The sequence below is a fragment of the Janthinobacterium sp. 1L-D-8-B-C4 genome (assembly GCF_057291295.1).
Map to the genome: position 1 here is coordinate 284983 of NZ_JBXAVX010000006.1, position 25594 is coordinate 310576.

Annotated in this window: 25 protein-coding genes; 18 read left to right on the forward strand and 7 right to left on the reverse strand. The window is 63.0% G+C overall.

From position 1 onward, the window contains the following. Positions 1-10: 10 nt before the first annotated feature. Genes AC0Z42_RS13380 through AC0Z42_RS13400 form a run of 5 tightly spaced genes read left to right on the forward strand, consistent with a single transcriptional unit; the run spans position 11 to position 4358 of the window. A complete protein-coding gene (locus tag AC0Z42_RS13380) occupies positions 11-526 on the forward strand; it encodes a DUF2271 domain-containing protein (RefSeq protein ID WP_485468706.1) in 516 nt (171 codons plus the stop codon). Positions 527-538: 12 nt separating this feature from the next. Then, entirely contained in the window at positions 539-1363 is an 825-nt protein-coding gene (locus AC0Z42_RS13385; protein WP_485468707.1) for a DUF4198 domain-containing protein, read from the forward strand. A 3-nt stretch (positions 1364-1366) separates the two neighbouring features. After that, on the forward strand, positions 1367-2389 hold the full coding sequence (locus AC0Z42_RS13390; protein ID WP_485468708.1) for an FAD:protein FMN transferase: 1023 nt from the start codon (positions 1367-1369) through the stop codon (positions 2387-2389). A gap of 7 nt (positions 2390-2396) precedes the next feature. Continuing rightward, the gene (locus AC0Z42_RS13395) at positions 2397-3761 is read left to right on the forward strand and encodes a sulfite reductase subunit alpha (RefSeq protein ID WP_485468709.1); all 1365 of its coding nucleotides are present in this window, start codon (positions 2397-2399) and stop codon (positions 3759-3761) included. A gap of 45 nt (positions 3762-3806) precedes the next feature. After that, positions 3807-4358, forward strand: a complete 552-nt coding sequence (locus AC0Z42_RS13400; RefSeq protein WP_485468710.1) for a glutathione peroxidase — start codon at positions 3807-3809, stop codon at positions 4356-4358. Between the two features lie 5 nt (positions 4359-4363). Here AC0Z42_RS13400 and AC0Z42_RS13405 read toward each other — a convergent pair whose 3' ends face one another. The 6 genes from AC0Z42_RS13405 to AC0Z42_RS13430 form a co-directional block, all read right to left on the reverse strand. After that, positions 4364-5578: a DUF2325 domain-containing protein gene (locus AC0Z42_RS13405; protein ID WP_485468711.1), complete on the reverse strand. Its 1215-nt coding sequence runs from the start codon at positions 5576-5578 to the stop codon at positions 4364-4366. Between the two features lie 41 nt (positions 5579-5619). Then, a complete protein-coding gene (locus tag AC0Z42_RS13410; RefSeq protein WP_485468712.1) occupies positions 5620-5949 on the reverse strand; it encodes a hypothetical protein in 330 nt (109 codons plus the stop codon). A 97-nt stretch (positions 5950-6046) separates the two neighbouring features. Next, a complete protein-coding gene (hemP, locus tag AC0Z42_RS13415; protein ID WP_485468713.1) occupies positions 6047-6244 on the reverse strand; it encodes a hemin uptake protein HemP in 198 nt (65 codons plus the stop codon). A gap of 165 nt (positions 6245-6409) precedes the next feature. Then, a complete protein-coding gene (locus AC0Z42_RS13420; protein ID WP_485468746.1) occupies positions 6410-7222 on the reverse strand; it encodes a Crp/Fnr family transcriptional regulator in 813 nt (270 codons plus the stop codon). A 323-nt stretch (positions 7223-7545) separates the two neighbouring features. Next, complete coding sequence (locus AC0Z42_RS13425) at positions 7546-8190, reverse strand: response regulator (RefSeq protein WP_485468714.1); 645 nt, start codon at positions 8188-8190, stop codon at positions 7546-7548. A 113-nt stretch (positions 8191-8303) separates the two neighbouring features. Beyond that, positions 8304-8771 carry a universal stress protein gene (locus AC0Z42_RS13430; protein WP_485468715.1) on the reverse strand — a complete coding sequence of 156 codons (468 nt, stop codon included), beginning with the start codon at positions 8769-8771 and terminating at the stop codon, positions 8304-8306. Positions 8772-9227: 456 nt separating this feature from the next. On the opposite strand from AC0Z42_RS13430, the gene AC0Z42_RS13435 reads away from it, so the two are divergent. Both AC0Z42_RS13435 and AC0Z42_RS13440 read left to right on the forward strand, forming a co-directional pair. Further along, entirely contained in the window at positions 9228-10061 is an 834-nt protein-coding gene (locus AC0Z42_RS13435) for a protein phosphatase CheZ (RefSeq protein WP_485468716.1), read from the forward strand. Then, on the forward strand, positions 10061-11944 hold the full coding sequence (locus tag AC0Z42_RS13440) for a chemotaxis protein CheA (protein ID WP_485468717.1): 1884 nt from the start codon (positions 10061-10063) through the stop codon (positions 11942-11944). Before AC0Z42_RS13435 ends, AC0Z42_RS13440 begins: the two co-directional genes overlap by 1 nt. Positions 11945-11997: 53 nt before the next feature. Here the strand turns inward: AC0Z42_RS13440 and AC0Z42_RS13445 are convergent, their stop codons facing one another. Further along, on the reverse strand, positions 11998-13131 hold the full coding sequence (locus AC0Z42_RS13445) for a S41 family peptidase (protein WP_485468718.1): 1134 nt from the start codon (positions 13129-13131) through the stop codon (positions 11998-12000). A 311-nt stretch (positions 13132-13442) separates the two neighbouring features. Here AC0Z42_RS13445 and leuC point away from each other — a divergent pair, with 311 nt between their 5' ends. The 11 genes from leuC (at position 13443) to accD (ending at position 25561) form a co-directional block, all read left to right on the forward strand. Further along, positions 13443-14846 carry a 3-isopropylmalate dehydratase large subunit gene (leuC, locus tag AC0Z42_RS13450; RefSeq protein WP_485468719.1) on the forward strand — a complete coding sequence of 468 codons (1404 nt, stop codon included), beginning with the start codon at positions 13443-13445 and terminating at the stop codon, positions 14844-14846. 65 nt (positions 14847-14911) lie between these two features. Beyond that, a complete protein-coding gene (locus AC0Z42_RS13455; protein ID WP_485468720.1) occupies positions 14912-15034 on the forward strand; it encodes a lipoprotein in 123 nt (40 codons plus the stop codon). 53 nt (positions 15035-15087) lie between these two features. Continuing rightward, entirely contained in the window at positions 15088-15735 is a 648-nt protein-coding gene (gene leuD, locus AC0Z42_RS13460) for a 3-isopropylmalate dehydratase small subunit (RefSeq protein ID WP_485468721.1), read from the forward strand. A 13-nt stretch (positions 15736-15748) separates the two neighbouring features. Further along, positions 15749-16819 carry a 3-isopropylmalate dehydrogenase gene (leuB, locus tag AC0Z42_RS13465; protein ID WP_485468722.1) on the forward strand — a complete coding sequence of 357 codons (1071 nt, stop codon included), beginning with the start codon at positions 15749-15751 and terminating at the stop codon, positions 16817-16819. A 45-nt stretch (positions 16820-16864) separates the two neighbouring features. Next, positions 16865-17992: an aspartate-semialdehyde dehydrogenase gene (asd, locus tag AC0Z42_RS13470; RefSeq protein ID WP_485468723.1), complete on the forward strand. Its 1128-nt coding sequence runs from the start codon at positions 16865-16867 to the stop codon at positions 17990-17992. Between the two features lie 251 nt (positions 17993-18243). Next, positions 18244-20709, forward strand: coding sequence for a motility hub landmark protein FimV (locus AC0Z42_RS13475; protein WP_485468724.1), 2466 nt, complete (start codon positions 18244-18246; stop codon positions 20707-20709). Positions 20710-20842: 133 nt separating this feature from the next. Then, entirely contained in the window at positions 20843-21673 is an 831-nt protein-coding gene (truA, locus tag AC0Z42_RS13480; protein WP_485468725.1) for a tRNA pseudouridine(38-40) synthase TruA, read from the forward strand. Between the two features lie 12 nt (positions 21674-21685). Next, a complete protein-coding gene (locus tag AC0Z42_RS13485) occupies positions 21686-22366 on the forward strand; it encodes a phosphoribosylanthranilate isomerase (protein ID WP_485468726.1) in 681 nt (226 codons plus the stop codon). Continuing rightward, the gene (gene trpB / locus AC0Z42_RS13490; RefSeq protein ID WP_485468727.1) at positions 22363-23607 is read left to right on the forward strand and encodes a tryptophan synthase subunit beta; all 1245 of its coding nucleotides are present in this window, start codon (positions 22363-22365) and stop codon (positions 23605-23607) included. Before AC0Z42_RS13485 ends, trpB begins: the two co-directional genes overlap by 4 nt. Before the next feature lie 74 nt (positions 23608-23681). After that, positions 23682-24479 carry a tryptophan synthase subunit alpha gene (trpA, locus tag AC0Z42_RS13495; protein WP_485468728.1) on the forward strand — a complete coding sequence of 266 codons (798 nt, stop codon included), beginning with the start codon at positions 23682-23684 and terminating at the stop codon, positions 24477-24479. A 209-nt stretch (positions 24480-24688) separates the two neighbouring features. Next, positions 24689-25561, forward strand: a complete 873-nt coding sequence (gene accD, locus AC0Z42_RS13500; protein ID WP_436545610.1) for an acetyl-CoA carboxylase, carboxyltransferase subunit beta — start codon at positions 24689-24691, stop codon at positions 25559-25561. Positions 25562-25594 lie beyond the last annotated feature (33 nt).

Below are 25594 nucleotides of genomic sequence, written 5' to 3' on the forward strand. Positions count from 1 at the left end.
CAGGCATACCATGAAATTACGCTACTCCCTTGCGCTCGGTCTTCCCCTGATCGGCACCTCGGCGATGGCGGCCGACCTGGCCCTCAAGCTTGAAATCCCGCAACTGAACGTAGCGGAATACCACCGTCCTTACGTGGCCGCCTGGCTCGAATCGGCAGACCAGAAAGTGGTGGGCAACCTGGCCGTGCTGTACGACGTGAAGAAGAAAGACAAGGCGGGCGAGAAGTGGCTCAAGGACATGCGCCTGTGGTGGCGCAAGAGCGGGCGCGACCTGGCCATGCCGGTCGATGGCGTCAGCGGCGCCACCCGTGCGCCAGGCGAACACAACCTGACTTTCCCCGGTTCCAAAGCCGTGCTCGACAAGCTGCCGGCCGGCGAATACCAGCTGGTGGTGGAAGCGGCGCGCGAAGCCGGTGGCCGCGAACTGGTGCGCGTACCGTTCCAGTGGCCGCCGAAGTCGGCCCAGTCGGTTCCTGCCAAAGGCAAGGAAGAACTCGGTAACGTCGTCGTCCAACTCAAACCTTAAGGCGCTGCCATCATGTTGAAACAATTGAACAAACCGCTGATCGCCCTGGCCCTGGCCGGCCTGGCCATGAACGCCCACGCGCACCGTCCGTGGATGGTGCCATCGAGCACCATGGTCGACAGCAAGGACGCCTGGGTCACGGTGGACGCCGCCATCTCCGAAGGCCTGTTCGAGATCGATCACCAGCCGCTGCGTCTCGACGCGCTGGTCGTCACCGGCCCGGACGGCGCCACCGTCACGCCGGCAAACGCCGTCACCGGCCGCCTGCGCAGCGTATTTGACGTCAAGATGGAAAAGCCGGGTACCTACAAGGCCGCCATCGTGTCGAAAAACGTGATGGGCAGCTACAAGGTCAACGGCGAACAGAAGCGTTTCCGTGGCAACGAAGAAACCTTCAAGAAAGACGTGCCGGCCGATGCGACGGACGTGAAAGTCACGCGCACCGCCAGCCGCCTGGAGACCTTCTTCAGCAAGGACGAAGCCAGCATGGAGGTGTTCAAGCCGACGGGCGTGGGCCTGGAACTGGTGCCCGTCACGCACCCGAACGAATTGCGCGCCGGCGAAAAAGCCACCTGGCGCTTCCTGATCGACGGCAAACCTGCCGCCAACCAGGCCTTCAGCCTGGTGCCTGGTGGCGTGCGCTACCGTGGCGTGCTCGGTGAAATTCGCCAGAGCACCGACGCCAAGGGCGAGATCACGTTTACGGTGCCGGCGGCCGGCATGTACTACGTCAACAGCAGCTGGCCAGCGGCCACGCCACCGGTCGCCGGCCAACCGCCAGCCATGCCCGAGCGCCGCATGACCTATGCGGCCACGGTGGAAGTATTGCCGGAATAAGCGATGCGCCGGGTATTGTTGCCGCTGCAGCTCGATGACCGCATGCCGCCGCCTGGCGCGGCGGTCCGGGAGCTGCACGGCCTGAGCATGGGCACCAGCTGGTCGGTGCGCCTGGTCGACAGTGCGCTGGCGGGGCGCGCCGGCAGTACCGACTTGCGTCTGGGCTTGCAGCAGCAGCTGGACCTGGTGGTGCAGCAGATGAGCCACTGGCAGCCGGATTCCGACCTGGGCCGTTTCAACCGCGCCGCGCCAGGTAGCTGGCAGCAACTGCCCGCCGCCTTTGGCGAAGTGCTGGGTTTTGCCCTGCAGGTTTCGCAGCTGAGCGGCGGCGCGTATGATCCGTGCGCTGGCGCGCTTGTCAATGCCTGGGGCTTCGGCCCCGTGAATCGCTATGACCAGCCCGGCTTTGCCGTGCCCGCTGCGGCGACGGTACGGCATTTGTTGTCGCAGCGTGCTCAGGTTGAGTTTGATGTGTCCACGCGCCGCGTGCGCCAGCCCGGCGGCGTGCAGCTGGACCTGTCGTCTGTTGCCAAGGGCCATGCAGTGGACCGGCTGGCGCGCTACCTGGACAGCCAGGGCGTGGCGCACTACCTGGTGGAAGTCGGTGGCGAGCTGCGCGGTGCGGGCTGCAAGCCGGACGGACAACCGTGGTGGGTGATGCTGGAACAGGTCGACGACGCCGACGCTGCGTTGCAGCCGGCGGAAATGATGCTGGCGCTGCATGGGCTGTCGGTCGCCACGTCCGGCGACTACCGCCGTTTCTTCCATGATGGACTGGCGCGTCGTGCCCATACCATCGATCCGCGTACCGGCATGCCGATGAGCAACGATCTTGCCTCGGTAACGGTGGTGCATGCGCAATGCATGGCGGCCGACGCCTGGTCCACCGCCCTGACCGTGCTCGGCGTCGAAGCCGGCATGGCACTGGCCGAACAGCAGGGCCTGGCCGTCCGCTTCGTGCGGCGCGATGGCCAGGCTTGCCAGGAATACCTGAGCAGCGCCCTACTGGCCCTGCTCGACGACTGATACCTTCATGATTTTTACCCACGATACGACGCGGCTGTTGCTGCTGGCCGGCATGTCACTCAGTTATGCCGGCGTTTGCCTGGCGCCCTGGCTGCGCGCGCGCGCCAGGCGCCGCGCCGCCGCTGCCGAGAAAGCGGCGCTGGCCGGCAATCCGGCCTGGCTGGTGGCGTATGCAAGCCAGACCGGCAATGCCGAAGAACTGGCCACGCAGACGGCGCACAGCCTGCGCCTGGCTGGCGTGGCCGTGCGCGTATGCGAACTGGCCGAACTGACGGCGCAGGACTTGCAGCAGGCCGAGCGGGCGCTGTTTTTGGTCAGCACCTATGGCGAGGGCGATGCGCCCGACAATGCCGCCGCCTTTATTGGCCGCCTGATGACGGGCGAACTGGCGCTGCCGCAATTGCATTATGGCGTGCTGGCGCTGGGCGACCATAGCTATAGTCACTTCTGCGGCTTTGGCCGCGCCCTCGATGCGTGGCTGGCCGGGCAGGGAGCAGCAAGCCTGTTCGAACGCATCGAGGTCGACCGCAGCGCCAGTGCGGCGATTGCCGCGTGGTTCCAGCAGCTGAGCCATCTGGCCGGCACCAGCGATGCGCCCGACTGGAGCGCGCCCGCGTTCGAGGACTGGCGTTTGCTCGAGCGCCGCCTGCTCAATCCGGGCAGCGCCGGCGGCTCCATCTATCATGTGGAACTGGCGCCCGTCAGCGGCGCCTTGCCCGCCTGGCAGTCGGGCGACCTGGTGCAACTGGCCGCGCCGGCCGATCCATCGAAGCCGCGCGAATATTCGATCGCCTCGATTCCGCAGGAAGGGCGCGTGCATCTGCTGGTGCGCCAGCACAGCCATCCCGACGGCGGCCTGGGCCTCGCTTCCGGCTGGCTGACGCAGCAAGCGCAGCCGGGGCAAGTGGTGCAACTGCGCCTGCGCCAGCATCGCCGTTTCCGCCTGGAAGGCAACGCCGGAAGGCCCTTGATATTGATCGGCAACGGCAGCGGCATCGCCGGCCTGCGCGGCCACCTGAAAAGCCGGCTGCTGGCCGGCCAGCGGCGCAACTGGCTGATCTTTGGCGAGCGCAACGCGGCGCATGACGCGCATTACCATGAAGAACTGCAGCGCTGGCATGCCAGTGGTGACTTGCCGCGGCTGGACCTGGTGTTTTCACGCGACCAGGAGCAGCGCCTGTATGTGCAGGACCGCTTGCGCGGCAATGCCGATGAGGTGCTGCAGTGGCTGGCGCAGGGCGCGGCGATTTATATTTGCGGCAGCCTGGCCGGCATGGCCGGCGGCGTCGACCAGGCGTTGGAAGAGATGCTGGGCCGCCCGGCGCTCGATGCGCTGGCGGCCGAAGGGCGCTACCGCCGCGACGTGTATTGACGCGGCAGGCTATCATGGCTGCTTGACCCATTCCCAGGAGGCAGCATGAGCGACAACATCGATACCATTCCCGTCAACCTGATCAATGGCCAGGCCACCAGCCTGGCCGCCTACCATGGCAAGGTGCTGCTGGTGGTCAACGTGGCCTCGGCCTGCGGCCTGACGCCGCAATACGAAGGACTGGAAAAACTGTATCAGGACAAGCAGGCCGAGGGTCTGGTGGTGCTGGGCTTTCCCGCCAATGAATTCGGCGCGCAGGAGCCGGGCAGCAACGAAGAGATCGCCGACTTTTGCAGCAGCAAGTTCAGCGTGCAGTTCCCCCTGTTTGAAAAAATCGTCGTCAAGGGGCCTGGCCAGCATCCGCTGTACCAGCAACTGGTGAAACAGCAGCCGCAGGCGCAGGAAAAGCCCGGCAGCGATTTTCGCGCCAAGCTGGCCGGCTACGGCATCACGCAGGAAAAGCCGGACGACGTGCTGTGGAATTTCGAGAAGTTCTTGATCAGCAAGGATGGCCGGGTGGTGGGGCGCTTCGCACCCGACACCACGCCGGACGATGCCATTCTTGCGGACGCGATCGAGCGCGAACTGCGCGCCTGAGTTGATCAGTCCTGGGCGGCCGGTTCCAGCTCGCCGCTCACTTCCTGCAAGCCGCGCGCCAGGCTGGAAATGCTGGGGTTGTCGATGAACACGCAACGCTTGCCGGTGCGCTTGCAATAATCCTTCACGCGCCAGTAGGCGCTGTGGCTGATGCAGCCGGTCTGGCAAATCACCAGGTCGGCCGCCGCCAGGCTCGAATCGAGCAGGTTGGCATTGTCTTCCAGGCCGCCGTCATGGTGGGCAAACTGCGCGCCGACCCGTTCGATCAGGGCGCGGTAGGTGGCGACGTTGCCGCTGCGCCCGCCTACGCACAGCACGCTCTGGTCGACCAGGCGGATCGGCATTTTCAACTTGCCGCCGCTGGGCACTTCGAGCTTGGGCGCCGGTGGCGGCACGGCCGCGGCTGGTCGGGGCTGGGCTTTCAACTCCGTAATTTGCAGGCGCAATTCTTTTTCGCGCTCATCCATTTGCGCCAGCCGTTCGACCAGGCGGGTGCGCGACTCCAGCGCGGGGATGGCCGCTTGCAACTGCGCCAGTTCCGCGCGCAGGCCGTCGATCACGCTGTCCTTGCCGATCGCTTCGGCACGCGTGCGCAGCAGCACCGCTTCCTGGCGTTCCAGTTCGCCGGTCTTTTCCTGCAGCATGGCCTGGCTGCGTTGCTGCAGCCTGGCCAGTTCCTGCGCCAGGCGCGCATTGTCCTCCTGCAAGGCGGTAAATTTCCCCATGTCGGCGCGCACGCAGGCGCCGGCCTGATGCTGGATCATGTGCAGGTCGCGGCACATCTGTTCTTCCAGCTGCGCATCGCAGCGCGGATGAGTCAGGCCGGCCCAGAAGGCGCCGGAAACGTCGCCGTTGGCCACTGCCGTGCGCCACAGCTGGGCCACCTGGTCAGTGGTCTTGGCGCCGCGAAAGCGAAGGATCACCGGCGCGTAGCGGCGTTCCAGTTCCTTTTGCAGCGCTTCCGACAAACGGTTGCGCGCACCGCATTCGGTGACCGCGCCCACATGCACTTCGTAATCGTCGGCCAGCACGCGGCCCCCGGTCATCTTGCCGACCAGCTTGCGCAAATAGCCAAGCGGCAAACCGACGCCGACCAGCGGACAATGGCAGGTATGCGACAGTTCCCACAGACGCCGGCGGCGCGAGGTGAGCGCGGCGGTATCGGCCTCGCCGGCGGAGCAGTTGCTGATGACGGGCAGAGATTTGTCTTTGTCACACATGGCGGTTTCCTGTTGGGCTTAGGAGGGGGGGCGGGCGGCGCTTATTGCGCCAGCGGCAGGGGGCGCTTGGGGTTGACCAGGCGGTCCAGGCGTTCGAGCAAGGTGCGCCTGGCTGGTTTGGGCGAACTGGCCGCCAGCGTGACCATGGACGCCCATTGCTGCGACAGCTGCTGGCAGGTTGCCTGCAGCACCGGCGCCAGGCCTGGCAGGCTGGACAACACCCGCAGATGGCGTTCGATCACCGACGCCAGGTTCGGACACGCCGCGTTGGCGTGATAGTGCGACATCAGGTGCAGCACATTGGACAGCATCAGTTCTGGCTGCTGTTCATGGTTGCTCGCCAACATCGTCTCAATACGGTCGTTCGCCATCAGACGCTCCTGTGCGGTAGTGCCGCTGGCGCGCGCGCCTGGGGCGCACGACTGGCTTGCGGAAAGGGGATGGATTGCCGGGCCGGCTGCGGCGGGTTCAGGCAGTAAGGATCAGTTTGTTCAGTTGCGTGACGCGCAGGCGGTAGATCTTGCCGCTGTGTTCGATTTCGATTTCGCGGCCCTGCTGCAGCAGCGTTTCGCTGGTAATGCGGCGGGCCGGCTGCGCCATGCTGGCGGGCGGGCGCACATGAGCGGTGGCGGCATCCTGGATCATGGCTGGTTTTGAGCTGTGCATGGGTGGCTTTCTTGGTCTCAGTTGAGAATGATTCGTATTTGCATTATTGTTGAATGTGACCCGAAATGCAAGTGTTATTTGCGCGAAAAGCCGGCTTTTTTGCGCATGAAAAAAGACCCGGCGGGAGCAGGCGCTCCGGCCGGGTCAAGCCTGTGGGGGGGATGGTCAGACGGCGAGCAGCTGCGGCGTTTCCAGTACGGCGGCGCTGGCGGCCAGCGTCTCGGCCTTGAGCTTGGCGGCGGCCAGCTGTTTGGCGCGCGAACGCGATGGCGGCAGGCGGCGCAGCGTTTTCAGCGCATCCGGATCCTTGATGCCGATGGTGCGCTGGTCCACCGTGATCAGGCCGATTTCGTTGAAAGCCGACAGCGTGCGGCTCACCGTTTCCAGGGTCAGGCCCAGGTAGCTGCCGATTTCATGGCGCGTCATGCGCAGGTTGAACAATTTGCTGGAGTAGCCCATCTGCGCGAAGCGGTCGGCCAGCGACACCAGGAAGCGGGCCACGCGCGCCTCGGCGGAGAGCGCGCCCAGCATGCCGATCATCGCCTGTTCGCGCACCAGTTCGCGGCTCATCACGCCATACATGACGTTTTCCAGTTCCAGGTGCACGCGGCCCAGCGCCGTCAGTTTTTTGAACGGCAGCAAGATCAGGTCGCAGTCCGACAGGGCCACCGCTTCCGACGAGTAATGGCGGGTGTGGATGCCGTCGACGCCCAGCATGTCGCCCTTCATGGGGAAGCTGAGCACCTGTTCATTGCCGAATTCATCGATCAGTACGGTTTTCAGAAAGCCCGAGTTGACGATATACAGGGTATCGAAGGGCTGACCGATGGTGTGGATGCGCTGGCCGGTCTTGAACTGCACGTGCTGGAACAGCAGTTCGTCGGCGGCGATGGTGCAGGCGGTGGAAATATGCAGCAGATCGCAGACCTCCTTCAGGTTCGACCATAGCCGCCCCTGGCGCTGGCGTCCCGCTTCCATGGAAGGCGAAGGGGGCATCGGGGAAGCCGGACGGTTTTCAGACGTTTGCGTGGACAGCATGTTCATCTCCTGGTGTCAGGTCGGTCATGTTGGAATAGTGAAATGCTCAGGGACTGCGCCGCATGCGGCATGCTCCTGGCGGTGCTTGAAGCGCTGAAACTTGCTATGTGATGAAATAACTTCCAGCAACTCAATAACTGGTTTCAGTATGCCAACACTCGTAGTGAATTCATATCAGCCGAGGCTGAATATGACAGTAGGAGGTATGGTGGGTAGGGTAGGATTGTTCCTACTGTGAAGCAACCCGCGCGCGGCGGGCTGGTTCAGGACTTGAACGGCGACAGCAGGCGGTGGGCAACGGCGTATTGCACCATTTCCGAAAGGGAACTCATGCCCATTTTTTGCATGATGCGCGTCTTGTGGGTGCTGACCGTCTTCACGCTCAAGTGCAGGTTGTTGGCGATCTCGGTGATCGACTTGCCTGCCACCAGCAGTGAAAACACTTCGAATTCGCGGTCCGACAACTGTTTGTGCAGCAGGCTTTCATTGGGCATCATGATGTTGAGCACCAGCTGCTCGGCCACTTCCGCGCTGATGTAGGGGCGCCCGGAAGCCACCTTGTGGATGGCGCCGACCAGCTGGGTGCCGGCGCTTTCCTTGGTCAGATAGCCCTGGGCGCCGGCGCGGATGGCACGCACCGCATATTGCTCTTCTTCGTGCATGGTCAGGATCAGGATCGCCAGCTTGGGCGCTTCGCTGCGGATCTGGCGGATCAGGTCGACCCCGCTGCGCCCCGGCATCGACAGGTCGAGCAGCAGCAGGTCGAAGCCGCCCTCGCGCACCCGGTTCAGTACTTCAAAGCCGTCGATGGCTTCGCCGACGATGTCGATGTCGGGTGCGCCGTCCAGTATGCGCTTGAGGCCTTCGCGCATGATGGTGTGGTCGTCGGCAATCACAATACGTATCATAGGGTGCAGTAGGTTGGTTCGCCGGGTGCCGGGCGATTGTTAGTTGATGAATCGGAAAGATTTCCATCTTAGCCGAAAAATGCCGCCGCACCAGCATCGTTTGGTGCGAAGGTTCATTGCGCTGGCGGTTCCTTGATCAGGCGGTGTACCAGCACTGGCAAGGTCGAGTGCGACAGCACCTTGTTGGTGACGCTGCCCAGCAGCAGCTGGCCCCAGCCGCTGCGGCCATGCGAACCCATGAAGATCAGGTCGCAGTGCTGCAGCTGCGCCACTTCGACGATCTTCAGCGCCGGGCTGTCGGAAAAAGCCGTCAGGCCGCCCGCTTCCAGGCCACGCCTGGCGGCCTCGTCAAGGATGGGTTGCCAGTGGCCGCTGCCGGCCTTGCGCATCGCGATGCGGTATTCTTCTTCGCTGGGATAGCTGGGCGGAATGATTTCGATATACACGGGATACTGGTATTCGGGCGCGACGTACAGGGCAAGGATGTCGGCATGCATTTGTTCGGCGAACGCGACGCCGGCGCAGGCGGTCAGGTTGGAGACGGCGGAACCGTCAGTGGCGATCAGAATTTTCTTATACATGACAGCTCCTTCTGAGGGTGAACCGCTGCGCGCAGCCTGCCTTATTGTAGGCTCGACAGCATGATTGTATTCATGGAAAGACTTGATATTTATCAACACTCATGCAGCTTCAGTATAGACAACGTTGAAGAAAAAATTGCCATTTGATGGCTGTGGTGTTGCGGCACGTGGCCTGCGGCAAGGTTTTCTCGCCCGATTGATGCTCTTGCCTGCGCGCCAATGGTAGTATTTCAAAATACAACACCTGACACAGATATTTCCGTGCGGAAAAGGTATTGTATGCCCGCTTTGCGGCGGGAAGCGCGTTTTGAGATTGAACAACAGGGCGCGGCCCTGCTACACTCGCACCATCGCAGCGGTATTGCCTCAAATCATCTTAATCGAGAAATTGTGGGTAGTAGTCTGTAAAACGCACAGTTCAGGCGGAATTTTGACAAATTATGGAGAAGCAGGGATATGACAAACGCCGCTGATGATTTCGATGCCTTATTCGATGAAGTATCTGCCCAACGCACCGAGGCGCCCAAGCCGGCCCCGGCAGCCCCCGCCGAGATAGCGGATGATGATTTCGACGCGCTGTTCGACTCGGTATCGGCCAGCACAGCGCCAGCCGCGCCGGCGCCAGCCGCGGCAACGCCTGCGCCGGTGTCCGCGCCGGTTGCCGACAGCGCCGCACCGGCCGACCAGTCCGACAAGCCGATGTTCGAACGCCTGGGCGGCATCGTGCGCCTGCTGCACGACTCGCTGCGCGAACTGGGCTACGACAAGGCGCTGACGGAAGCGTCGTCGCAGATCGTCGACGCCCAGGACCGCCTGGAATACGTCGCGACCCTGACCGAACAGGCTGCCAACAAGGTGCTGAACACGCTCGACGAAGGCATGCCGGCCCAGGATGTGCTGTCGAAAAAGGCCAAGGACATGGACAGCCGCTGGACGGCGCTGTTCGACGGCAAGCTGAGCCTCGATGAATTCAAGGCCCTGGCCGGCGACTCGCGCCAGTTCGCGCAGGCCGTGACCGAGGCAACCGAGGCGGAAAAAGCCCGCTTGCTGGAAATTATGATGGCCCAGGACTTCCAGGACATCACCGGCCAGTTGATCAAGAAAGTGGTCAATATCACCAAGACGGTGGAAAATGAACTGGCGCAGTTGCTGCGCGACAATGCCCCGGCCGAAGTGCGCGAGAAACTCGCACAGAAACAGGAAGCACCGCTGATGCAGGGGCCTTCCGTGCCGTCGGTGGCGCTGGACCAGGATAATGTCGACGACCTTCTTGCCGATTTGGGATTCTAATGGACGATATGCTCAAGGATTTCGTCGTTGAGGCGATGGATCTTGCGGTTAATGTTGAAGAGCACTTACTGCGTCTTGAACGCGATCCGGACAACAAGGAAACGCTCAATGCGGTGTTTCGTTCCTTTCACACCATCAAGGGCGGCGCCGGTTTCATGGGCCTGCCTGCGCTGGTGGCGGCCTGCCACCTGACGGAAAACCTGTTTGACGCGCTGCGCACGGGTGCCGCGCCGGTGACGCCGATCGCCATCGAGGCGGCGCTGCAGGCGTCCGGCTTCGTGGCCGACCAGTTGACGGAACTGGCCAATGGCGCCGCGCCGGAAAGCCTGCCGGCCATGCCGGAAGAGCTGGAAGTGATCCTGACCAACGCCATCGAAGGCAAGAGCATGGATGCGCCTGTTGCAGCCGCGCCAGCGCCTGCCGTGGTGGCGGCGCCGGTTGCCGCCGCCGCGCCGGTTGCTGCCGCACCGGCCGCTACTGCCGTGATCGGCGCTGACGGCCTCGACTGGACCGCTTTGTACAACGCCGTGGTGCCAGCCGGCAGCCAGCTGACGGTGGTTGCGCCTGCTGCCGCCGTGGCCGCCGCACCGGTGCCTGCCGCCGCAGCTGCCGCCGCCCCTGCCGCCGCCAAGCCTGCCGCCAAGGCCGTCGATGGCGTGGTGCGCGAAGAGCGCGCGGACATGCGCCACCCCGCGCCTGTCAAGGAAGACAGCATCCGCGTCGACGCCGTCAAGCTCGACGCCCTGCTGGAAGTGGCCGGCGAATCGGTGCAGGCCGCCAACCAGGCTGCGGTGCTGCTGGAACGCCTGCTGCAATTCAAATTCGAAGGCCAGGCCGCGACCCTGATGGCGACCTTGGCGGAGACCCTGGAACGCGCTTCGCGCTACTCGACCGAACTGCAACGGGCCACCCTGGCCACGCGCATGCAGCCGGTAGGCCGTTTGTTCCAGAAATTCCCGCGCCTGGTGCGCGAGCTGGCCAAGGACCTGGGCAAGGATGTGGAGCTGACCATCGAGGGTGCCGAGACGGAAGTCGACCGCGTGGTGGTCGACAGCCTGTACGATCCGCTGGTGCACATGTTACGCAACTCGCTCGACCATGGCGTTGAATCGCCGGAAGATCGCCTGGCCGCCGGCAAGCCTGCCAAGTCGTATATTTCCCTGAAAGCCTGGCAGGAAGCGAACAGCGTGATGATCGTGCTGCAGGATGACGGCAAGGGCATGGACCCGGTCTTCCTGCGTAGCAAGGCGCAGCAGAAAGGCCTGATCAGCGAAAACGCGCAATTGAGCAACGACGAATGCTTCCAGCTGGTGTTCCTGCCGGGCTTCTCGACCAAGGAAGTGGCGTCGAGCGTCTCCGGTCGCGGTGTCGGCATGGACGTGGTCAAGACGGCGGTCGAGAAAAACCGCGGCGCCATTCATATCGAGTCGGTGCTGGGCAAGGGCACGAAATTTGCCATCCGCCTGCCGATCGAATTGTCGATCGTGCCGACCATGCTGGTGTCGACCTCGGGCGCCGCGCTGGCGCTGCCGATGGCGGTGGTGCAGCGGGTGGTCGAGTTGCCTGAAACCTTTATGGAAGTAGGTGGTGCGCCGGTGCTGAAAGACCAGGGCCGTCCATTGCCGGTGCGTTCGCTGGCTGGAGCCTTGGGCTACGAGTCGTGCAGCGAACGGGTCGGCATCGTGGTCGCGGCACCGCAGCCGTATATCCTGGCAGTCGCTGCCGTGGACGGTACGGCCGACTTGGTGATCAAGCCGATGACGGCCATTACGGTCGAAGGCATTACCGGTACCGCCCGTTCAGCCGAAGGCGAACTGGTGCTGGTGGTGGGGCTGTCGTTCCTGATGGACGGCTGCCGCGGCACCGTGCGCATGGCAGCCTGATCGTTTGCATTTCCCGAAAAAGCCCGCGGCAGCGCTACTGCCGCGGGCTTTTTTCATGCGCCGTCGGGGCGCAGCGTGCCGCCTTCCAGCCAGCGCTGCACGCGCACGATCTCATTGTCGCGGCCAGCCTCGTCCTTGGGGGGCGGCAGATAAATATCGGGCATGATGCCGCCCAGGTCCACCTGCAAATGCGGCAGGCGCGCAGAACGCGAGGTGGCGTATTGCAAGTGGCGCAGGCCCGAGGGCAGCGCATGCAGGCGCAGGTTCGAATAGTCGAGCGCGCCATAGCTGTTGCGTCCGATCAGCTTGACGTGAAAACTTTGCCGCGCAGCCAGCAGGAATTCTTCGCAGGAACTGGCGCAGTCGCGGTCGATCAGGATCGCCACCCGTGCCGGCCGCTGTGGCGTTTGCCCGTCTACGCGCACATAGCTGATGGTGCCGCCCGGCTGCTGCGGCGCGAACTCGCCGGGCTGGACGCTACGCATCTGCGACGCTGCCTGCCCGGCAAAAGCGGCGCAGGCGGCGTCGCCGGGCGCCAGCAGCGCGCAGACGCTTTCCTGGCCGGCGATATTGGCCGGCGTGGACAGCCATTCGGCACCTACCCGCACCATTTCCCCCGAACTGATCCATTGCAGCAGCGGCGCATACGTGCTGTCGCTGCCGCCGCCATTGCGGCGCACGTCGAGTATCCAGTTGGGACGTGCGGCCAGTTGCTCGCGGTGGGTGTCCAGCAGGGTCTGCATTGCCGCGCTATGGCTGCTGCGAAAACTGGGCAGACTCAGTAGCACGGTCTGGCTGCTCAGCAACCGCAGCGTGGGCGCTTTCGACGGCGCGGCCTGGCCGCTGGCGGCACCCGGCGCCGGTGCCGGCGCGGCAATGTCCACCGCGCTGCCCGGCTTGACATGCAGATGGCCCTTGCGCCACATGCCCACATAGTTTTCCAGCACCGCGTCGCAGGCGGCGGCGTCAAGCGCGGTGCTGGCCGCCTTGCTTGCCGTGGCCAGCGCCAGGTCGAAATAGGCTTGCCCTTTTTGCGCCAGGTGCTGGCGCGCGCCGGTATCGTTTTCCAGCAAGAAGCCGGGAATGGCGCGCAAGTCCTGCAGGCACGCCTCGCCGGGCGTGGCGGCCTGCGCGTGACTGGCCGCGACGGTGGCCAAGACGGCCCATGCGAAAAAACTTGGTCTCATCAGTGTTATCCCTTGATATTGTTGTCAAAATACAATACACGAAAGTCCGTGAAAATCCTATTGCGTTGTAGTGACACCTTCATTGCTTCGGGCGAGCGGATTGATGGATAGGCCTGATGCCACAAGAAGGTCTTAATCGGCAATTTTCAACTCAAATCCAACACAGTGACCGAACTTTGTATCGCCAATCCCCTGGCTGGACCGCTTTCGGTTCTGTGATGGGCAAAATATGGCATAATCCTTGTGGATCACCGTATGAACCTGGACTCACTTGATCAATTACTACAGGCTGTGGCATTGCTGCATAACTCATGATGAAGACGCTTTACGACAAACTCTGGGAATCCCACGTGGTGCGGGCCGAAGAAGACGGCACCACCATTCTGTATATCGACCGGCACCTGGTGCACGAAGTGACCAGCCCGCAAGCGTTCGACGGACTACGCGACGCCGGGCGACAGCCATGGCGTGTTTCCGCCAACCTGGCGGTGGCCGACCATAACGTGCCCACCACCAGCCGCGCCGACGGCATTGCCGATCCGGTTTCGCGCCTGCAGGTTGAAACGCTGGACAAGAACGCCAAACACTATGGCCTGACGTATTTCAACATGAACGACAAGCGCCAGGGCATCGTGCACGTGATCGGACCCGAGCAGGGCGCGACCCTGCCCGGCATGACGGTCGTCTGCGGCGATTCGCATACGTCGACCCACGGCGCCTTCGGCGCGTTGGCGCACGGTATCGGCACCTCGGAAGTCGAGCATGTGCTGGCCACGCAGACCTTGCTGCAGAAAAAATCGAAGTCGATGCTGGTGCAGGTCGACGGCGTGATGCCGGCCGGCGTGACGGCCAAGGATATCGTGCTGGCCATTATCGGCAAGATCGGCACGGCCGGCGGCACCGGCTACTGTATCGAGTTCGGTGGCGCGGCGATCCGCGCGCTGTCGATGGAAGGGCGCATGACGGTGTGCAACATGGCGATTGAAGCGGGCGCGCGCGCCGGCATTATCGGCGTTGACGACACCACCATCAACTACGTCAAGGGCCGCCCGTTTTCGCCAGCCGGCCCGCACTGGGACCGCGCGGTAGCCTACTGGCGCACCCTGCATTCGGACCCGGGCGCCCGTTTCGACCTGGTCGTCACCCTGAACGCGGCCGAGATCGAGCCGCAGGTCACCTGGGGCACTTCACCTGAAATGGTGGTGGGCATCGATGGCCGCGTGCCCGATCCCGACCACGAAAAAGACAGCGTCAAGCGCGACGCGATTGAAAAGGCGCTGGTTTACATGGCCTTGAAACCGAATACGCCAATCTCGGACATCCGCATCGACAAGGTGTTTATCGGTTCGTGCACCAATTCGCGCATCGAAGACCTGCGCGCGGCCGCCGCCGTGGTACGCGGCAAGTACCGCGCCTCGAACGTGACCTTGGCGCTGGTGGTGCCGGGCTCGGGCCTGGTGAAGGACCAGGCCGAACGCGAAGGCCTGGACCGCATCTTCAAGGACGCCGGTTTCGAATGGCGCGAACCGGGCTGTTCGATGTGCCTGGCGATGAATGCCGACCGCCTGGAACCGGGCGAACGCTGCGCCTCGACCTCGAACCGAAACTTCGAAGGCCGGCAAGGGCAGGGCGGACGTACCCACCTGGTGTCGCCGGCAATGGCGGCTGCGGCGGGGATCGCCGGCCATTTTGTCGATGTGCGCAGCTTGCGATGACTACCGGGGCCGGAAGCGCTGGCGTACACTGGCGGTCCGGTCCCTCATTTGATATCACACTCATCATGAAAAAACTCTTCGCCCTCCTGATCGCCACCGTTGTTCTGGCTGGCTGCAACACCGTCTCCGGCATCGGCCGCGATGTGCAGAAAGTCGGCCAGGTCGTCACTGGCGCCGGCGGAAAATAACCCTGTGACGGGGCAGGCGCCTGGCGCCGCCCGTCCTACCGAGTAGATACAGCATGGATAAATTTACGATTTACGAAGGCCTGGTTGCGCCGCTGGACCGCGCCAATGTCGATACCGACGCGATTATCCCGAAGCAATTTTTGAAGTCGATCCACCGTAGCGGCTTCGGCCCCAACCTGTTCGATGAATGGCGCTACCTCGACCATGGCGAACCGGGCCAGGACAACAGCCGCCGTCCGCTGAACCCGGAGTTCGTATTGAACCAGCCGCGCTACCAGGGCGCATCGATCTTGCTGACGCGCAAGAATTTCGGTTGCGGCTCCTCGCGCGAACACGCGCCGTGGGCGCTGGATCAATATGGCTTCCGCGCCATTATCGCGCCCTCGTTCGCCGATATCTTCTTCAATAACTGCTACAAGAACGGCCTGCTGCCGATCGTGCTGTCGGAGGCCCAGGTCGATCATCTGTTCAATGAAGTCAAGGCCTTCCCTGGCTACAAACTGGTGGTCGACCTGGAGCAGCAGCGCGTGTCGACCAGCAACGGCGCGGTATCGTACCCGTTCCAGATCGACGCCTTCCGCAAGTATTGCCTGATGAATGGCCTCGACGATATCGGTTTGACACTGCGCCACGCCGACGATATCCGCGCCTTCGAAGAGCGCCACTTGTCGAATCAACCCTGGCTCGCCAACGTTATTTAATTCCTATAAAAATATGAAAATTGCTATCCTGCCCGGCGACGGTATCGGTCCTGAAATCGTCGCCCAGGCCGTCAAGGTCCTGAATGTGCTCGGTGAATCGTTCGAGCTGGAAACGGCGCCCGTCGGTGGCGCCGGTTATGCGGCCCACGGCCACCCGCTGCCGGAAGGCACCTTGGCGCTGGCCAAGGCGGCCGATGCGGTGCTGTTCGGCGCCGTTGGCGACTACCAGTACGACAATCTGGAACGCCAGTTCCGCCCCGAGCAAGCCATTCTGGGCCTGCGCAAGAACCTGGGCCTGTTTGCCAACCTGCGTCCGGCGATTCTGTACCCGGAACTGGCGGGCGCCTCGACTCTGAAGCCGGAAGTGGTGTCGGGCCTCGATATTCTGATCATCCGCGAACTGACCGGCGATATTTATTTCGGCCAGCCGCGCGGCGTGCGCGAATGCCCGGACGGCCCGTTCAAGGGCCAGCGCGAAGGGTTTGACACCATGCGCTATGCGGAAGGCGAAATCCGCCGCATCGCTCACGTGGCGTTCCAGGCGGCGCAAAAGCGCGACAAGCGCCTGACCAGCGTCGACAAGGCCAATGTGCTGGAAACGTTCCAGTTCTGGAAAGACATCGTCACCGATGTGCACAAGGAATACCCGGACGTCGCGCTCGACCATATGTATGTCGACAATGCCGCCATGCAGCTGGTGCGGGCGCCGAAGAAATTCGACGTGATGGTCACCGGCAATATGTTCGGCGACATCCTGTCGGACGCGGCCGCCATGCTGACCGGCTCGATCGGCATGCTGCCGTCCGCTTCGCTCGACGCCAACAACAAGGGCCTGTACGAGCCTTCGCATGGTTCGGCGCCTGATATCGCCGGCAAGGGCATCGCCAATCCGCTGGCCACGATACTGTCGGCGGCCATGATGCTGCGCTACTCGTTGAACCGCGCCGAGCAGGCCGAACGGATCGAAAAAGCCGTGAAAAGCGTGCTGGCGCAAGGCTTGCGCACCGCCGATATCCATGAAGCGGGCACCACACTGGTCGGTACCGAAGCGATGGGTGATGCGGTCGTGAAAGCACTGGCGTAAAATTATTCAATGACGGCGTTCGCCGTCTTATTTTGAGGAATGGTAATGAAATTAGTAGGCTTGGTAGGTTGGCGCGGCATGGTCGGTTCGGTCCTGATGCAACGCATGCAGGAAGAGGGCGATTTCGCCCATATCGAACCGGTGTTTTTCACCACCTCGAACACGGGCGGCGCGGCGCCGGCGATGGCGAAGAATGAAACCATCCTGAAAGATGCCAACAGCATCGCCGAACTGTCCAAGTGCGACATCATCATTTCCTGCCAGGGCGGCGACTATACCAGCGCGGTGTTCCCGCAGTTGCGCGCCAGTGGCTGGGATGGCTACTGGATCGATGCGGCCTCGACCTTGCGCATGGAAAAAGACGCCGTCATCGTGCTCGACCCGGTCAACCTGCACGTCATAAAGGATGCGCTGGGCAAGGGCGTGAAGAACTATATCGGCGGCAATTGCACCGTCTCGTGCATGATGATTGGCCTGGGCGGCCTGTTCCAGCACGACCTGATCGACTGGATGACCTCGATGACCTACCAGGCGGCCTCGGGTGGCGGCGCGCAGCACATGCGCGAACTGCTGACGCAATTTGGCACCATCAACAGCTCCGTCAAGGCGCTGCTGGAAAACCCGGCCTCGGCCATCCTGGAAATCGACCGCCAGGTGCTGGCCACCCAGCACGGCTATTCGGCTGACGAGATCAAGCAGTTCGGCGCGCCGCTGGCCGGCAACCTGATCCCGTGGATCGACAAGGACCTGGGCAATGGCCAGTCCAAGGAAGAGTGGAAGGCCGGCGCGGAAACCAACAAGATCCTCGGCCGCGGCATCGATTTCGGCAGCAAGGAAATTGCCGTCGACGGCCTGTGCGTGCGCATCGGCGCCATGCGCTGCCACTCGCAGGCGCTGACCATCAAGCTCAAAAAAGACGTGCCGCTCGACGAGATCAACGACATCATCGCCAGCAGCAACGAATGGGTAAAGCTGGTGCCGAACACGCGCGAAGCATCGGTGCGCGACCTGTCGCCGGCGGCCGTCACGGGCGGCCTGACGATACCGGTCGGCCGCGTGCGCAAGATGAGCATGGGCGGCGAATACCTGTCGGCGTTTACCGTTGGCGACCAGTTGCTGTGGGGCGCGGCCGAACCGCTGCGCCGCATGCTGCGCATTTTGCTTGATGCCTGATCGATATTAAAGTAATTGCATGAATGAGCCGGGGACCGATTTCCCGGCTTTTTTTTCGTCCATGCCCGTGGATGGCGCAACCATGCGGCGCTTGCATAGCTCAGGGCATGATGATATGTTGATACCTCTGGAAAAGTAACTGTTTTCCCACGTCAACCAAGATGCCACCAATTATGCCTGTACACACTCGTCCCCGAGTCGCCTCCCTAGCCATCAAAACACTCAGCAGCGCGGTCGCTTGCGCGGTGTTATTGTCACCGGCGGCATACGCGGCCGAGCTGGGCAAGATTACGGTGCTGTCCGCCGTGGGCCAGCCGCTGCGCGCGGAAGTCGAACTGACCGCCGTCAAGCCGGGCGAAACCTCGGCACTGCTGGCCAAGCTGGCGCCACCCGATGCCTACCGCCGCGCCGTGGTCGACTTCAACCCCGCCCTGAACGGGCTGACGTTTGCCATCGAGACGCGTACCGGTACCCCCTACATTCGCATCAGCTCGGCGCAGCCGCTGACCGAACCGCTGGTCAATCTGATGGTCGAACTGAGCGGCAAGGGCAGTGTGCAGACGCGCGAATACGCCTTCGTGCTCGATACGCCGGAAGCGCGCCAGACGCGCGGCGCGCAAGTGGCCGCGCCGGTGCAGCCTGGCAAAGGGCAGGGCAGTGGTGCGGCGCCAGCCACGCCAGCGGCAGCAAAGGCCGACAGCACGAAAGCATCCGACTATCGCGTCAAGCGCGGCGATACCCTGAGCCGTATCGCCAGTGAGCTGAAACCGTCGGGTGTCTCGCTCGACATGATGCTGGTCGCCTTGTACCGGGCCAATCCCGACGCCTTCCAAGGCGAGAACATGAACCGCATGCAGGCCGGGCGCATCCTGGCCGTGCCATCGTCCGATACCGTGCGCGCGCTCGATGGCGCCGAGGCAAAAGGCGTGGTAACGGCGCATGCCATCGATTTCGAAGCCTACCGCAACAAGCTGTCGGGGCAGGTGGCGCAAAGCCGTCCGGCGCGCTCGGCCCAGGCCACGCAAAGCACGGCTGGCAAGATCGGCGCCACCAGGGTCGAGGAAAAGCCGACTGCGACGAGCGAAGCGCAGGACAAGCTGAAACTGTCGAAAGCCGAACCGGCGGCGAAGGCGGCCGGCAAGAGCACGGTGGCCAGCGAGGAAGAAAAAATCGCCAAGGCCCGGCAGGTGGACGAAGCGGCCTCGCGCGTGAAAGAGCTGGAAAAGAACGTCAGCGACCTGGAGCAGCTGATGGCCGTAAAGAACAAGGCCATGGCCGACAAGAGCGCGCCGTCGCCGGCCAAACCCGGCGAATTGGCCGCCACTGCGCCGGCAACGCAGCCGGTTGCACCACAGCCGCCGGTGCCCAAGGCCAAGCCGGTGCCGCTGGCCAAGAAGCCGTCGCCACTGGAGCCGTCCTTTGCCGACAAGATCAACGACCATCTGGGTGCCATCGGCATTGCCCTGGCCGCCCTGTTTGCCGCTGCCGCCGCGCTGGTGATCGCGCGCCGCAGGAAAGACACGCCGCCCGCGCACGAACACATCGCGCCGGTGCTGCCACCCGATGCGCCTTCGCCTGCCGATATTCCACCGGCGCATGATCTTGCACCGGAAGACCAGCAGTCCGAAGCGAGCAATCACTTGTTTGGCGCGGGAACCGGTATCGGTGCTGCGGCCGCTGGCGTGACAGCCGTGGCGGCCAGCACGGCGCTGGCGGCCAATGAAGTCGATCCGGTGGCCGAAGCTGATGTGTATATTGCCTATGGCCGCGATGGCCAGGCCGAAGATATCCTCAAGGAAGCGCTGCGCGCCAACCCCGAGCGCCATGCGGCGCGCCTGAAACTGCTGGAAATCTATTCGGCACGCAAGGATGTGGCGGCTTTCGAAGACCAGGCCAGCGAACTGTACAGCCAGACCCGTGGCCACGGCGACGAGTGGCCGCAGGCGGCCGCCATGGGCGCAGCGCTCGATCCAGCCAATCCTTTGTATGGCGACGCCGATGTCGACGCCGTGGTCAGCCTGAGCAAGCCGCCTGAAGAACCGTTGCACGGCCAGAGCGTGGATTTGCCGCTCAATCAGGGCGCCTTCGATATCGACCTGCCACCAGCCGAGCCTGCGCCAGTTGCAGCCGCAGCGGTGCCGGCGCGCGACGAGCGCCATCCGCTCGACTTCGACCTCGATAGTCTCGACTTTGAGCCGGTATCGACCAGCGACCCGATCGTCATGCCCGCTGCTGCGAATCCACCGGCCGGCAAGCTGGACGGCAAGGACCTCGCTGAGTATGACGCCAGCATGGACTTCGGCCTGGACCTGGAGCCGCCTGGCGGTCCCGCGAATGGCCTGGGCCCCGGCCTGACACCGCTGCCCGATCCGCTGAAAGACGTCGACCTGGCCGACTTCGACCTGGAGCCGCCAGTCACGCCCGTGACGCCGCCGCCCGCAGCGGCAGTGCCGGCCGAGACGCCGCCGGCGCCGCAGGAATTCGACCTGACCGGCATCGACCTGGACCTGAACGAGGGCAAGACGGCCGCCAGTGCCGGCGTGGACGACCCGCTGTCGGCGATCCATATGGAAATGGATACCAAGCTGGACCTGGCGATTGCCTACCAGGAAATCGGCGACAAGGAAGGCGCGCGCGAACTGATCGATGAAGTGATCAAGGGCGGCAGTGCGGAACAGGTCGCCAAAGCCAATACAATGAAGGCATTACTCAGTTAATCACCTGATACGACGCCCATGGCTGCGTTGCGTGCCCTCGCCGTACTATTCGTACTGTCTTCGGGCGCGCGCCTTGCCCTGAACGCCGTCTCAGGCGCTTAGGCAGAATGGTCAGGCCCGGTATAATGCGGCGATGCAAAATACTAACGAAGCAACGCCATTGAAGCGCATCGTCCTGGGCCTGCAGTATGACGGGCTGGCCTGGCATGGCTACCAGAAGCAGGAAAGCGGCCAGACGGTGCAGGACCAGCTGGAAAACGCGCTGGAGCAATTTGCCCGCGTGCGCCTGGCCACCACCTGCGCCGGGCGCACCGATGCCGGCGTGCATGCGCTGGAGCAAGTGGTGCATTTCGATACCAGCTTGAACCGCGACATCCATTCCTGGGTGCGCGGCGTCAATGCCTTTTTGCCGGCCTCGATTGCCGTGCGCTGGGCCAAGGAACTTCCCGGCGATCCGGCGGTCAATGACTTTTTCCACGCCCGTTTCAGCGCCCGCGCCCGTACCTATCACTATGTGCTGTACAACAACCCGACCCGCTCGCCGCTGGTGGAAGGACGCGCCGGCTTCTTTTTCCGCCCGCTCGATGTCGCGCTGATGCAGCAGGCGGTACAGCCGCTGCTGGGCTGGCATGATTTCACGGCCTTTCGCGCCGCCCAGTGCCAGGCCAAGTCGCCCGTCAAGCTGATGCATGACATACAGATCGTGCGCCGTGGCGACCTGGTCATCTTTACCATCACCGCCAACGCTTTTTTGCACCATATGGTGCGCAACCTGGTCGGCTCACTGGTGTATATCGGCAGCGGGCGCGAAAAACCCGAGTGGCTGGGGCAGTTGCTGGAAACCAGGGATCGCCATGCGGCCGCGCCCACTTTCATGCCGGACGGCCTGTACCTGGCGAAGATCGATTACGACCCGCAATGGGGCTTGCCGCAGGATGCCAGCAGCGCCTTGCCCTGGTTTTAAGGAAAAATACCCATGCCACGCACCCGTATCAAGATCTGCGGCCTGACCCGCGTTGAAGATGTCCAGGCCGTCGTTGCCGCCGGCGCCGATGCGATCGGCTTTGTGTTTTATCCGAAAAGCCCGCGCTACGTCACGCCGGCACAGGCAGCCGGCCTGATCGCCGCCATGCCGCCGTACGTGGCCAGCGTCGGCCTGTTCGTCAACGCCAGCGTGGAGGAAGTACAGGCGATCACGGCGCTGGCGCCCTTGTCGCTGCTGCAGTTTCACGGCGATGAAACGCCCGAACACAGCGCGGCCATCGCTGCCGCCGTCAACACGCCGTTCGTGCAGGTGTTCCGCGTCAAGCCTGACACAAGCGCGCAAGATTTGCTAGAATACGAACAGCGCTATCGCGCCGCCAGTCCCTTGTTTTCCAGCCTCTTGCTCGATACTTATGTGGATGCCTACGGCGGTGCAGGAAAGGTATTTGATTGGTCTCTCGTTCCAGAAGAACTCGCGCCTCGGGTCGTTTTGAGTGGTGGCTTGAGCGTACACAACGCGACTGACGCAGTGGTGCGCGTGCGCCCTTGGGCGGTCGACATCAGCAGTGGTGTCGAAGCATCCAAGGGCATCAAGGAAGCGTCCAAAATCCGCGCGTTTGTCGCAGCGGTGCAGGACGCCGATGCCATCATTGCCAGAGGAAACACCCCATGAAACCATTCAATACCAGCGGCGCTGCGCCGTTGTTCCACGCCACAGATTATGCTTTTCCCGATGCCCGCGGCCACTTTGGCCCCTACGGCGGCTCGTTTGTTGCCGAAACACTGACGCACGCGCTGGCCGAGCTGAAGGACGCCTATGCACGCTACAGTGCCGACCCGGAATTCCTCGAAGAATTCCGCTATGAGCTGAAACACTTTGTCGGCCGGCCTTCGCCGATCTACCACGCCAAGCGCTGGTCCGAAATGGCTGGCGGCGCGCAGATCTATTTCAAGCGCGAAGACCTGAACCACACTGGCGCACACAAGATCAACAATGTGATCGGCCAGGCCCTGCTGGCCAAGCGCATGGGCAAGCCGCGCATCATCGCCGAAACCGGTGCCGGCCAGCACGGCGTGGCCACGGCCACCATCTGCGCGCGCTTCGGCCTCGAATGCGTGGTCTACATGGGCAGCGAAGACGTCAAGCGCCAGGCGCAGAACGTGTACCGCATGAAACTGCTGGGCGCTACAGTCGTACCTGTCGAATCCGGTTCCAAGACCTTGAAAGATGCGCTCAACGAAGCCATGCGCGACTGGGTCACGAATATTGAAAACACCTTTTATATCATCGGCACCGTGGCCGGCCCGCACCCGTATCCGATGATGGTGCGCGACTTCCAGTCCGTGATCGGCGAGGAATGCCTGGTGCAGATGCCGGAAATGACCGGCCGCCAGCCCGACTACGTGCTGGCCTGCATCGGCGGCGGCTCGAACGCCATGGGCATTTTTTACCCGTATGTCGACCAGAAGGACGTGCAGCTGATCGGCGTGGAAGCGGCCGGCGAAGGGCTGGAAACGGGCAAGCACTCGGCTTCGCTGACGGCCGGCTACCCTGGCGTGCTGCATGGCAACCGCACCTATCTGCTGCAGGATGACAATGGCCAGATCATCGAGACCCATTCCGTCTCGGCCGGCCTTGATTATCCCGGCGTGGGTCCCGAACATTCGTGGCTGAAAGACTCGGGCCGCGCACAATACGTCTCGATCACCGACGACGAAGCGCTGCAGGCTTTCCACGACTGCTGCCATATCGAAGGCATCATTCCAGCGCTGGAATCATCGCACGCACTGGCCTACGCGGCCAAGCTGGCGGCAACCTTGCCGAAAGACAAAATTGTACTGGCCAACCTGTCGGGCCGCGGCGACAAGGACATGCATACGGTAGCGGAGCGCATGGGGTTGAACTTTAACTGACCCTGCATCGCGTAGGTCGGATTAGCGTGCAAGCGCGTAATCCGACATTGTCCACCATAACAAGAAAGCCATCCATGTCCCGTATCGACGCAACCTTTGCCTCCTTAAAAGCCCACAACAAGACCGCCCTGGTCACCTTCATTACCGCCGGCGACCCCGGCCCCGACGCCACCGTGCCGCTGATGCATGCGCTGGTCGAAGGCGGCGCCGACGTGCTGGAACTGGGCGTGCCGTTTTCCGATCCGATGGCCGAAGGCCCGGTGATCCAGCGCGCCTGTGAGCGCGCATTGAAATTCAATGTCGGCATCCATGACGTGTTCGAGTACGTGCGCCAGTTTCGCCTGACGAACCAGACTACGCCGGTAGTGCTGATGGGCTACGCCAATCCGATCGAGCGCATCGGCAACGCCGCCTTTATCGCCGCCTCGAAAGAAGCGGGCGCCGATGGCGCCATCGTGGTCGATTATCCGCCCGAGGAGTGCGAAGGTTTCGCCGCCGACATGCGTGCCGCAGGGCTCGATCTGATCTTCCTGCTGGCGCCCACCTCGACCGAAGAGCGCATCGCGCAAGTGGCCAAGGTCGGTGGCGGCTTCAGCTATTACGTGTCGCTGAAAGGCGTGACGGGCGCCGGCAATATTGATACAGCGCAAGTGGCCGAACGCCTGGCCGCCATCCGCCAGCATGTTAAATTGCCGATCGGCGTGGGTTTCGGCATCCGCGACGCCGCCACCGCGCGCGCCGTGGCCGAGGTGGCCGATGCGGTGGTGATCGGCAGCCGCATTATTCAGGAGATAGAAAATGCACCGGCCGGTGGCGAAGCCGAGGCCGTGCGCAGCTTTACGGCCGGTATCCGCGCCGCGCTCGATGCTTGAGTGAAATTGTTATTTATTCAATGATGACTTGCTTGCAAAGTTCGACAGCCCGGCGATAAACGGCTACACTTCGGCCACTGAATTGGCTGTGCACCAGATAAAACTGGGGGCGCGCCGCGAGACGCGGCCACCCCGTCATCGTTCGCCGGGTGCGTCCACCGACGCACCGACACGACTTTCTTGCCCGACAAGGGCACCAGGAGAAAAATATGAGTTGGTTGGAAAAACTGCTGCCACCGCGCATACAGCGCTCTGATGCTGCCGCGCGCAAGACCATGCCGGAAGGCCTGTGGGTCAAATGTCCTTCGTGCGAAGCCGTGCTGTACCGCACCGACCTGGAATCGAACCTGCACGTCTGCCCGAAATGCGACCATCACATGCGCATCCGTGCGCGCGAGCGCCTCGACAGCCTGTTGGACGCCGGCGGCCGCTATGAAATCGGCCAGGAAATCCTGCCGGTCGATACGCTGAAATTCAAGGACAGCAAGAAATACCCGGACCGCCTGAAGTCCGCCATGGAAGCGACCGGCGAGACCGACGCCATGGTTGTCATGGGCGGCGCCATCATGAGCTTGCCGGTGGTCGTGGCGTGCTTTGAATTTGAATTCATGGGCGGCTCGATGGGCTCGGTGGTCGGCGAGCGCTTCGTGCGCGGCGCGCAGATCGCGCTGGAACAGAAAGTGCCATTCATTTGCATTACCGCCACCGGTGGCGCGCGCATGCAGGAAGGCTTGCTTTCCTTGATGCAGATGGCCAAGACTACCGCCATGCTGACCAAGCTGGCCGAAAAGAAACTGCCGTTCATCAGTGTGCTGACCGACCCGACCATGGGCGGCGTGTCGGCCTCGTTTGCCTTCATGGGCGACGTGGTGATTGCTGAACCGAAAGCGTTGATCGGCTTTGCCGGCCCGCGCGTGATTGAAAACACCGTGCGCGAAAAATTGCCGGAAGGCTTCCAGCGTGCCGAGTTCCTGGTCACCAAGGGCGCCGTCGACATGATCGTCGACCGCCGCAAGATGCGCGAAGAAATCGCCCATTTGCTGGCACTGTTGCAGAATCAGGCTGTGGAAGTGCTGGCTTGATTGTATTGAATGGAATAATGTCCATTTACCCGA

Coding starts and splice junctions, on each gene's coding strand:
- AC0Z42_RS13380 (WP_485468706.1), top strand. CDS start 11: ATGAAATTACGCTACTCCCTTGCGCTCGGTCTTCCCCTGATCGGCACC.
- AC0Z42_RS13385 (WP_485468707.1), top strand. CDS start 539: ATGTTGAAACAATTGAACAAACCGCTGATCGCCCTGGCCCTGGCCGGC.
- AC0Z42_RS13390 (WP_485468708.1), top strand. CDS start 1,367: ATGCGCCGGGTATTGTTGCCGCTGCAGCTCGATGACCGCATGCCGCCG.
- AC0Z42_RS13395 (WP_485468709.1), top strand. CDS start 2,397: ATGATTTTTACCCACGATACGACGCGGCTGTTGCTGCTGGCCGGCATG.
- AC0Z42_RS13400 (WP_485468710.1), top strand. CDS start 3,807: ATGAGCGACAACATCGATACCATTCCCGTCAACCTGATCAATGGCCAG.
- AC0Z42_RS13405 (WP_485468711.1), bottom strand. CDS start 5,578: ATGTGTGACAAAGACAAATCTCTGCCCGTCATCAGCAACTGCTCCGCC.
- AC0Z42_RS13410 (WP_485468712.1), bottom strand. CDS start 5,949: ATGGCGAACGACCGTATTGAGACGATGTTGGCGAGCAACCATGAACAG.
- hemP (WP_485468713.1), bottom strand. CDS start 6,244: ATGCACAGCTCAAAACCAGCCATGATCCAGGATGCCGCCACCGCTCAT.
- AC0Z42_RS13420 (WP_485468746.1), bottom strand. CDS start 7,222: ATGGAAGCGGGACGCCAGCGCCAGGGGCGGCTATGGTCGAACCTGAAG.
- AC0Z42_RS13425 (WP_485468714.1), bottom strand. CDS start 8,190: ATGATACGTATTGTGATTGCCGACGACCACACCATCATGCGCGAAGGC.
- AC0Z42_RS13430 (WP_485468715.1), bottom strand. CDS start 8,771: ATGTATAAGAAAATTCTGATCGCCACTGACGGTTCCGCCGTCTCCAAC.
- AC0Z42_RS13435 (WP_485468716.1), top strand. CDS start 9,228: ATGACAAACGCCGCTGATGATTTCGATGCCTTATTCGATGAAGTATCT.
- AC0Z42_RS13440 (WP_485468717.1), top strand. CDS start 10,061: ATGGACGATATGCTCAAGGATTTCGTCGTTGAGGCGATGGATCTTGCG.
- AC0Z42_RS13445 (WP_485468718.1), bottom strand. CDS start 13,131: ATGAGACCAAGTTTTTTCGCATGGGCCGTCTTGGCCACCGTCGCGGCC.
- leuC (WP_485468719.1), top strand. CDS start 13,443: ATGATGAAGACGCTTTACGACAAACTCTGGGAATCCCACGTGGTGCGG.
- AC0Z42_RS13455 (WP_485468720.1), top strand. CDS start 14,912: ATGAAAAAACTCTTCGCCCTCCTGATCGCCACCGTTGTTCTGGCTGGC.
- leuD (WP_485468721.1), top strand. CDS start 15,088: ATGGATAAATTTACGATTTACGAAGGCCTGGTTGCGCCGCTGGACCGC.
- leuB (WP_485468722.1), top strand. CDS start 15,749: ATGAAAATTGCTATCCTGCCCGGCGACGGTATCGGTCCTGAAATCGTC.
- asd (WP_485468723.1), top strand. CDS start 16,865: ATGAAATTAGTAGGCTTGGTAGGTTGGCGCGGCATGGTCGGTTCGGTC.
- truA (WP_485468725.1), top strand. CDS start 20,843: ATGCAAAATACTAACGAAGCAACGCCATTGAAGCGCATCGTCCTGGGC.
- AC0Z42_RS13485 (WP_485468726.1), top strand. CDS start 21,686: ATGCCACGCACCCGTATCAAGATCTGCGGCCTGACCCGCGTTGAAGAT.
- trpB (WP_485468727.1), top strand. CDS start 22,363: ATGAAACCATTCAATACCAGCGGCGCTGCGCCGTTGTTCCACGCCACA.
- trpA (WP_485468728.1), top strand. CDS start 23,682: ATGTCCCGTATCGACGCAACCTTTGCCTCCTTAAAAGCCCACAACAAG.
- accD (WP_436545610.1), top strand. CDS start 24,689: ATGAGTTGGTTGGAAAAACTGCTGCCACCGCGCATACAGCGCTCTGAT.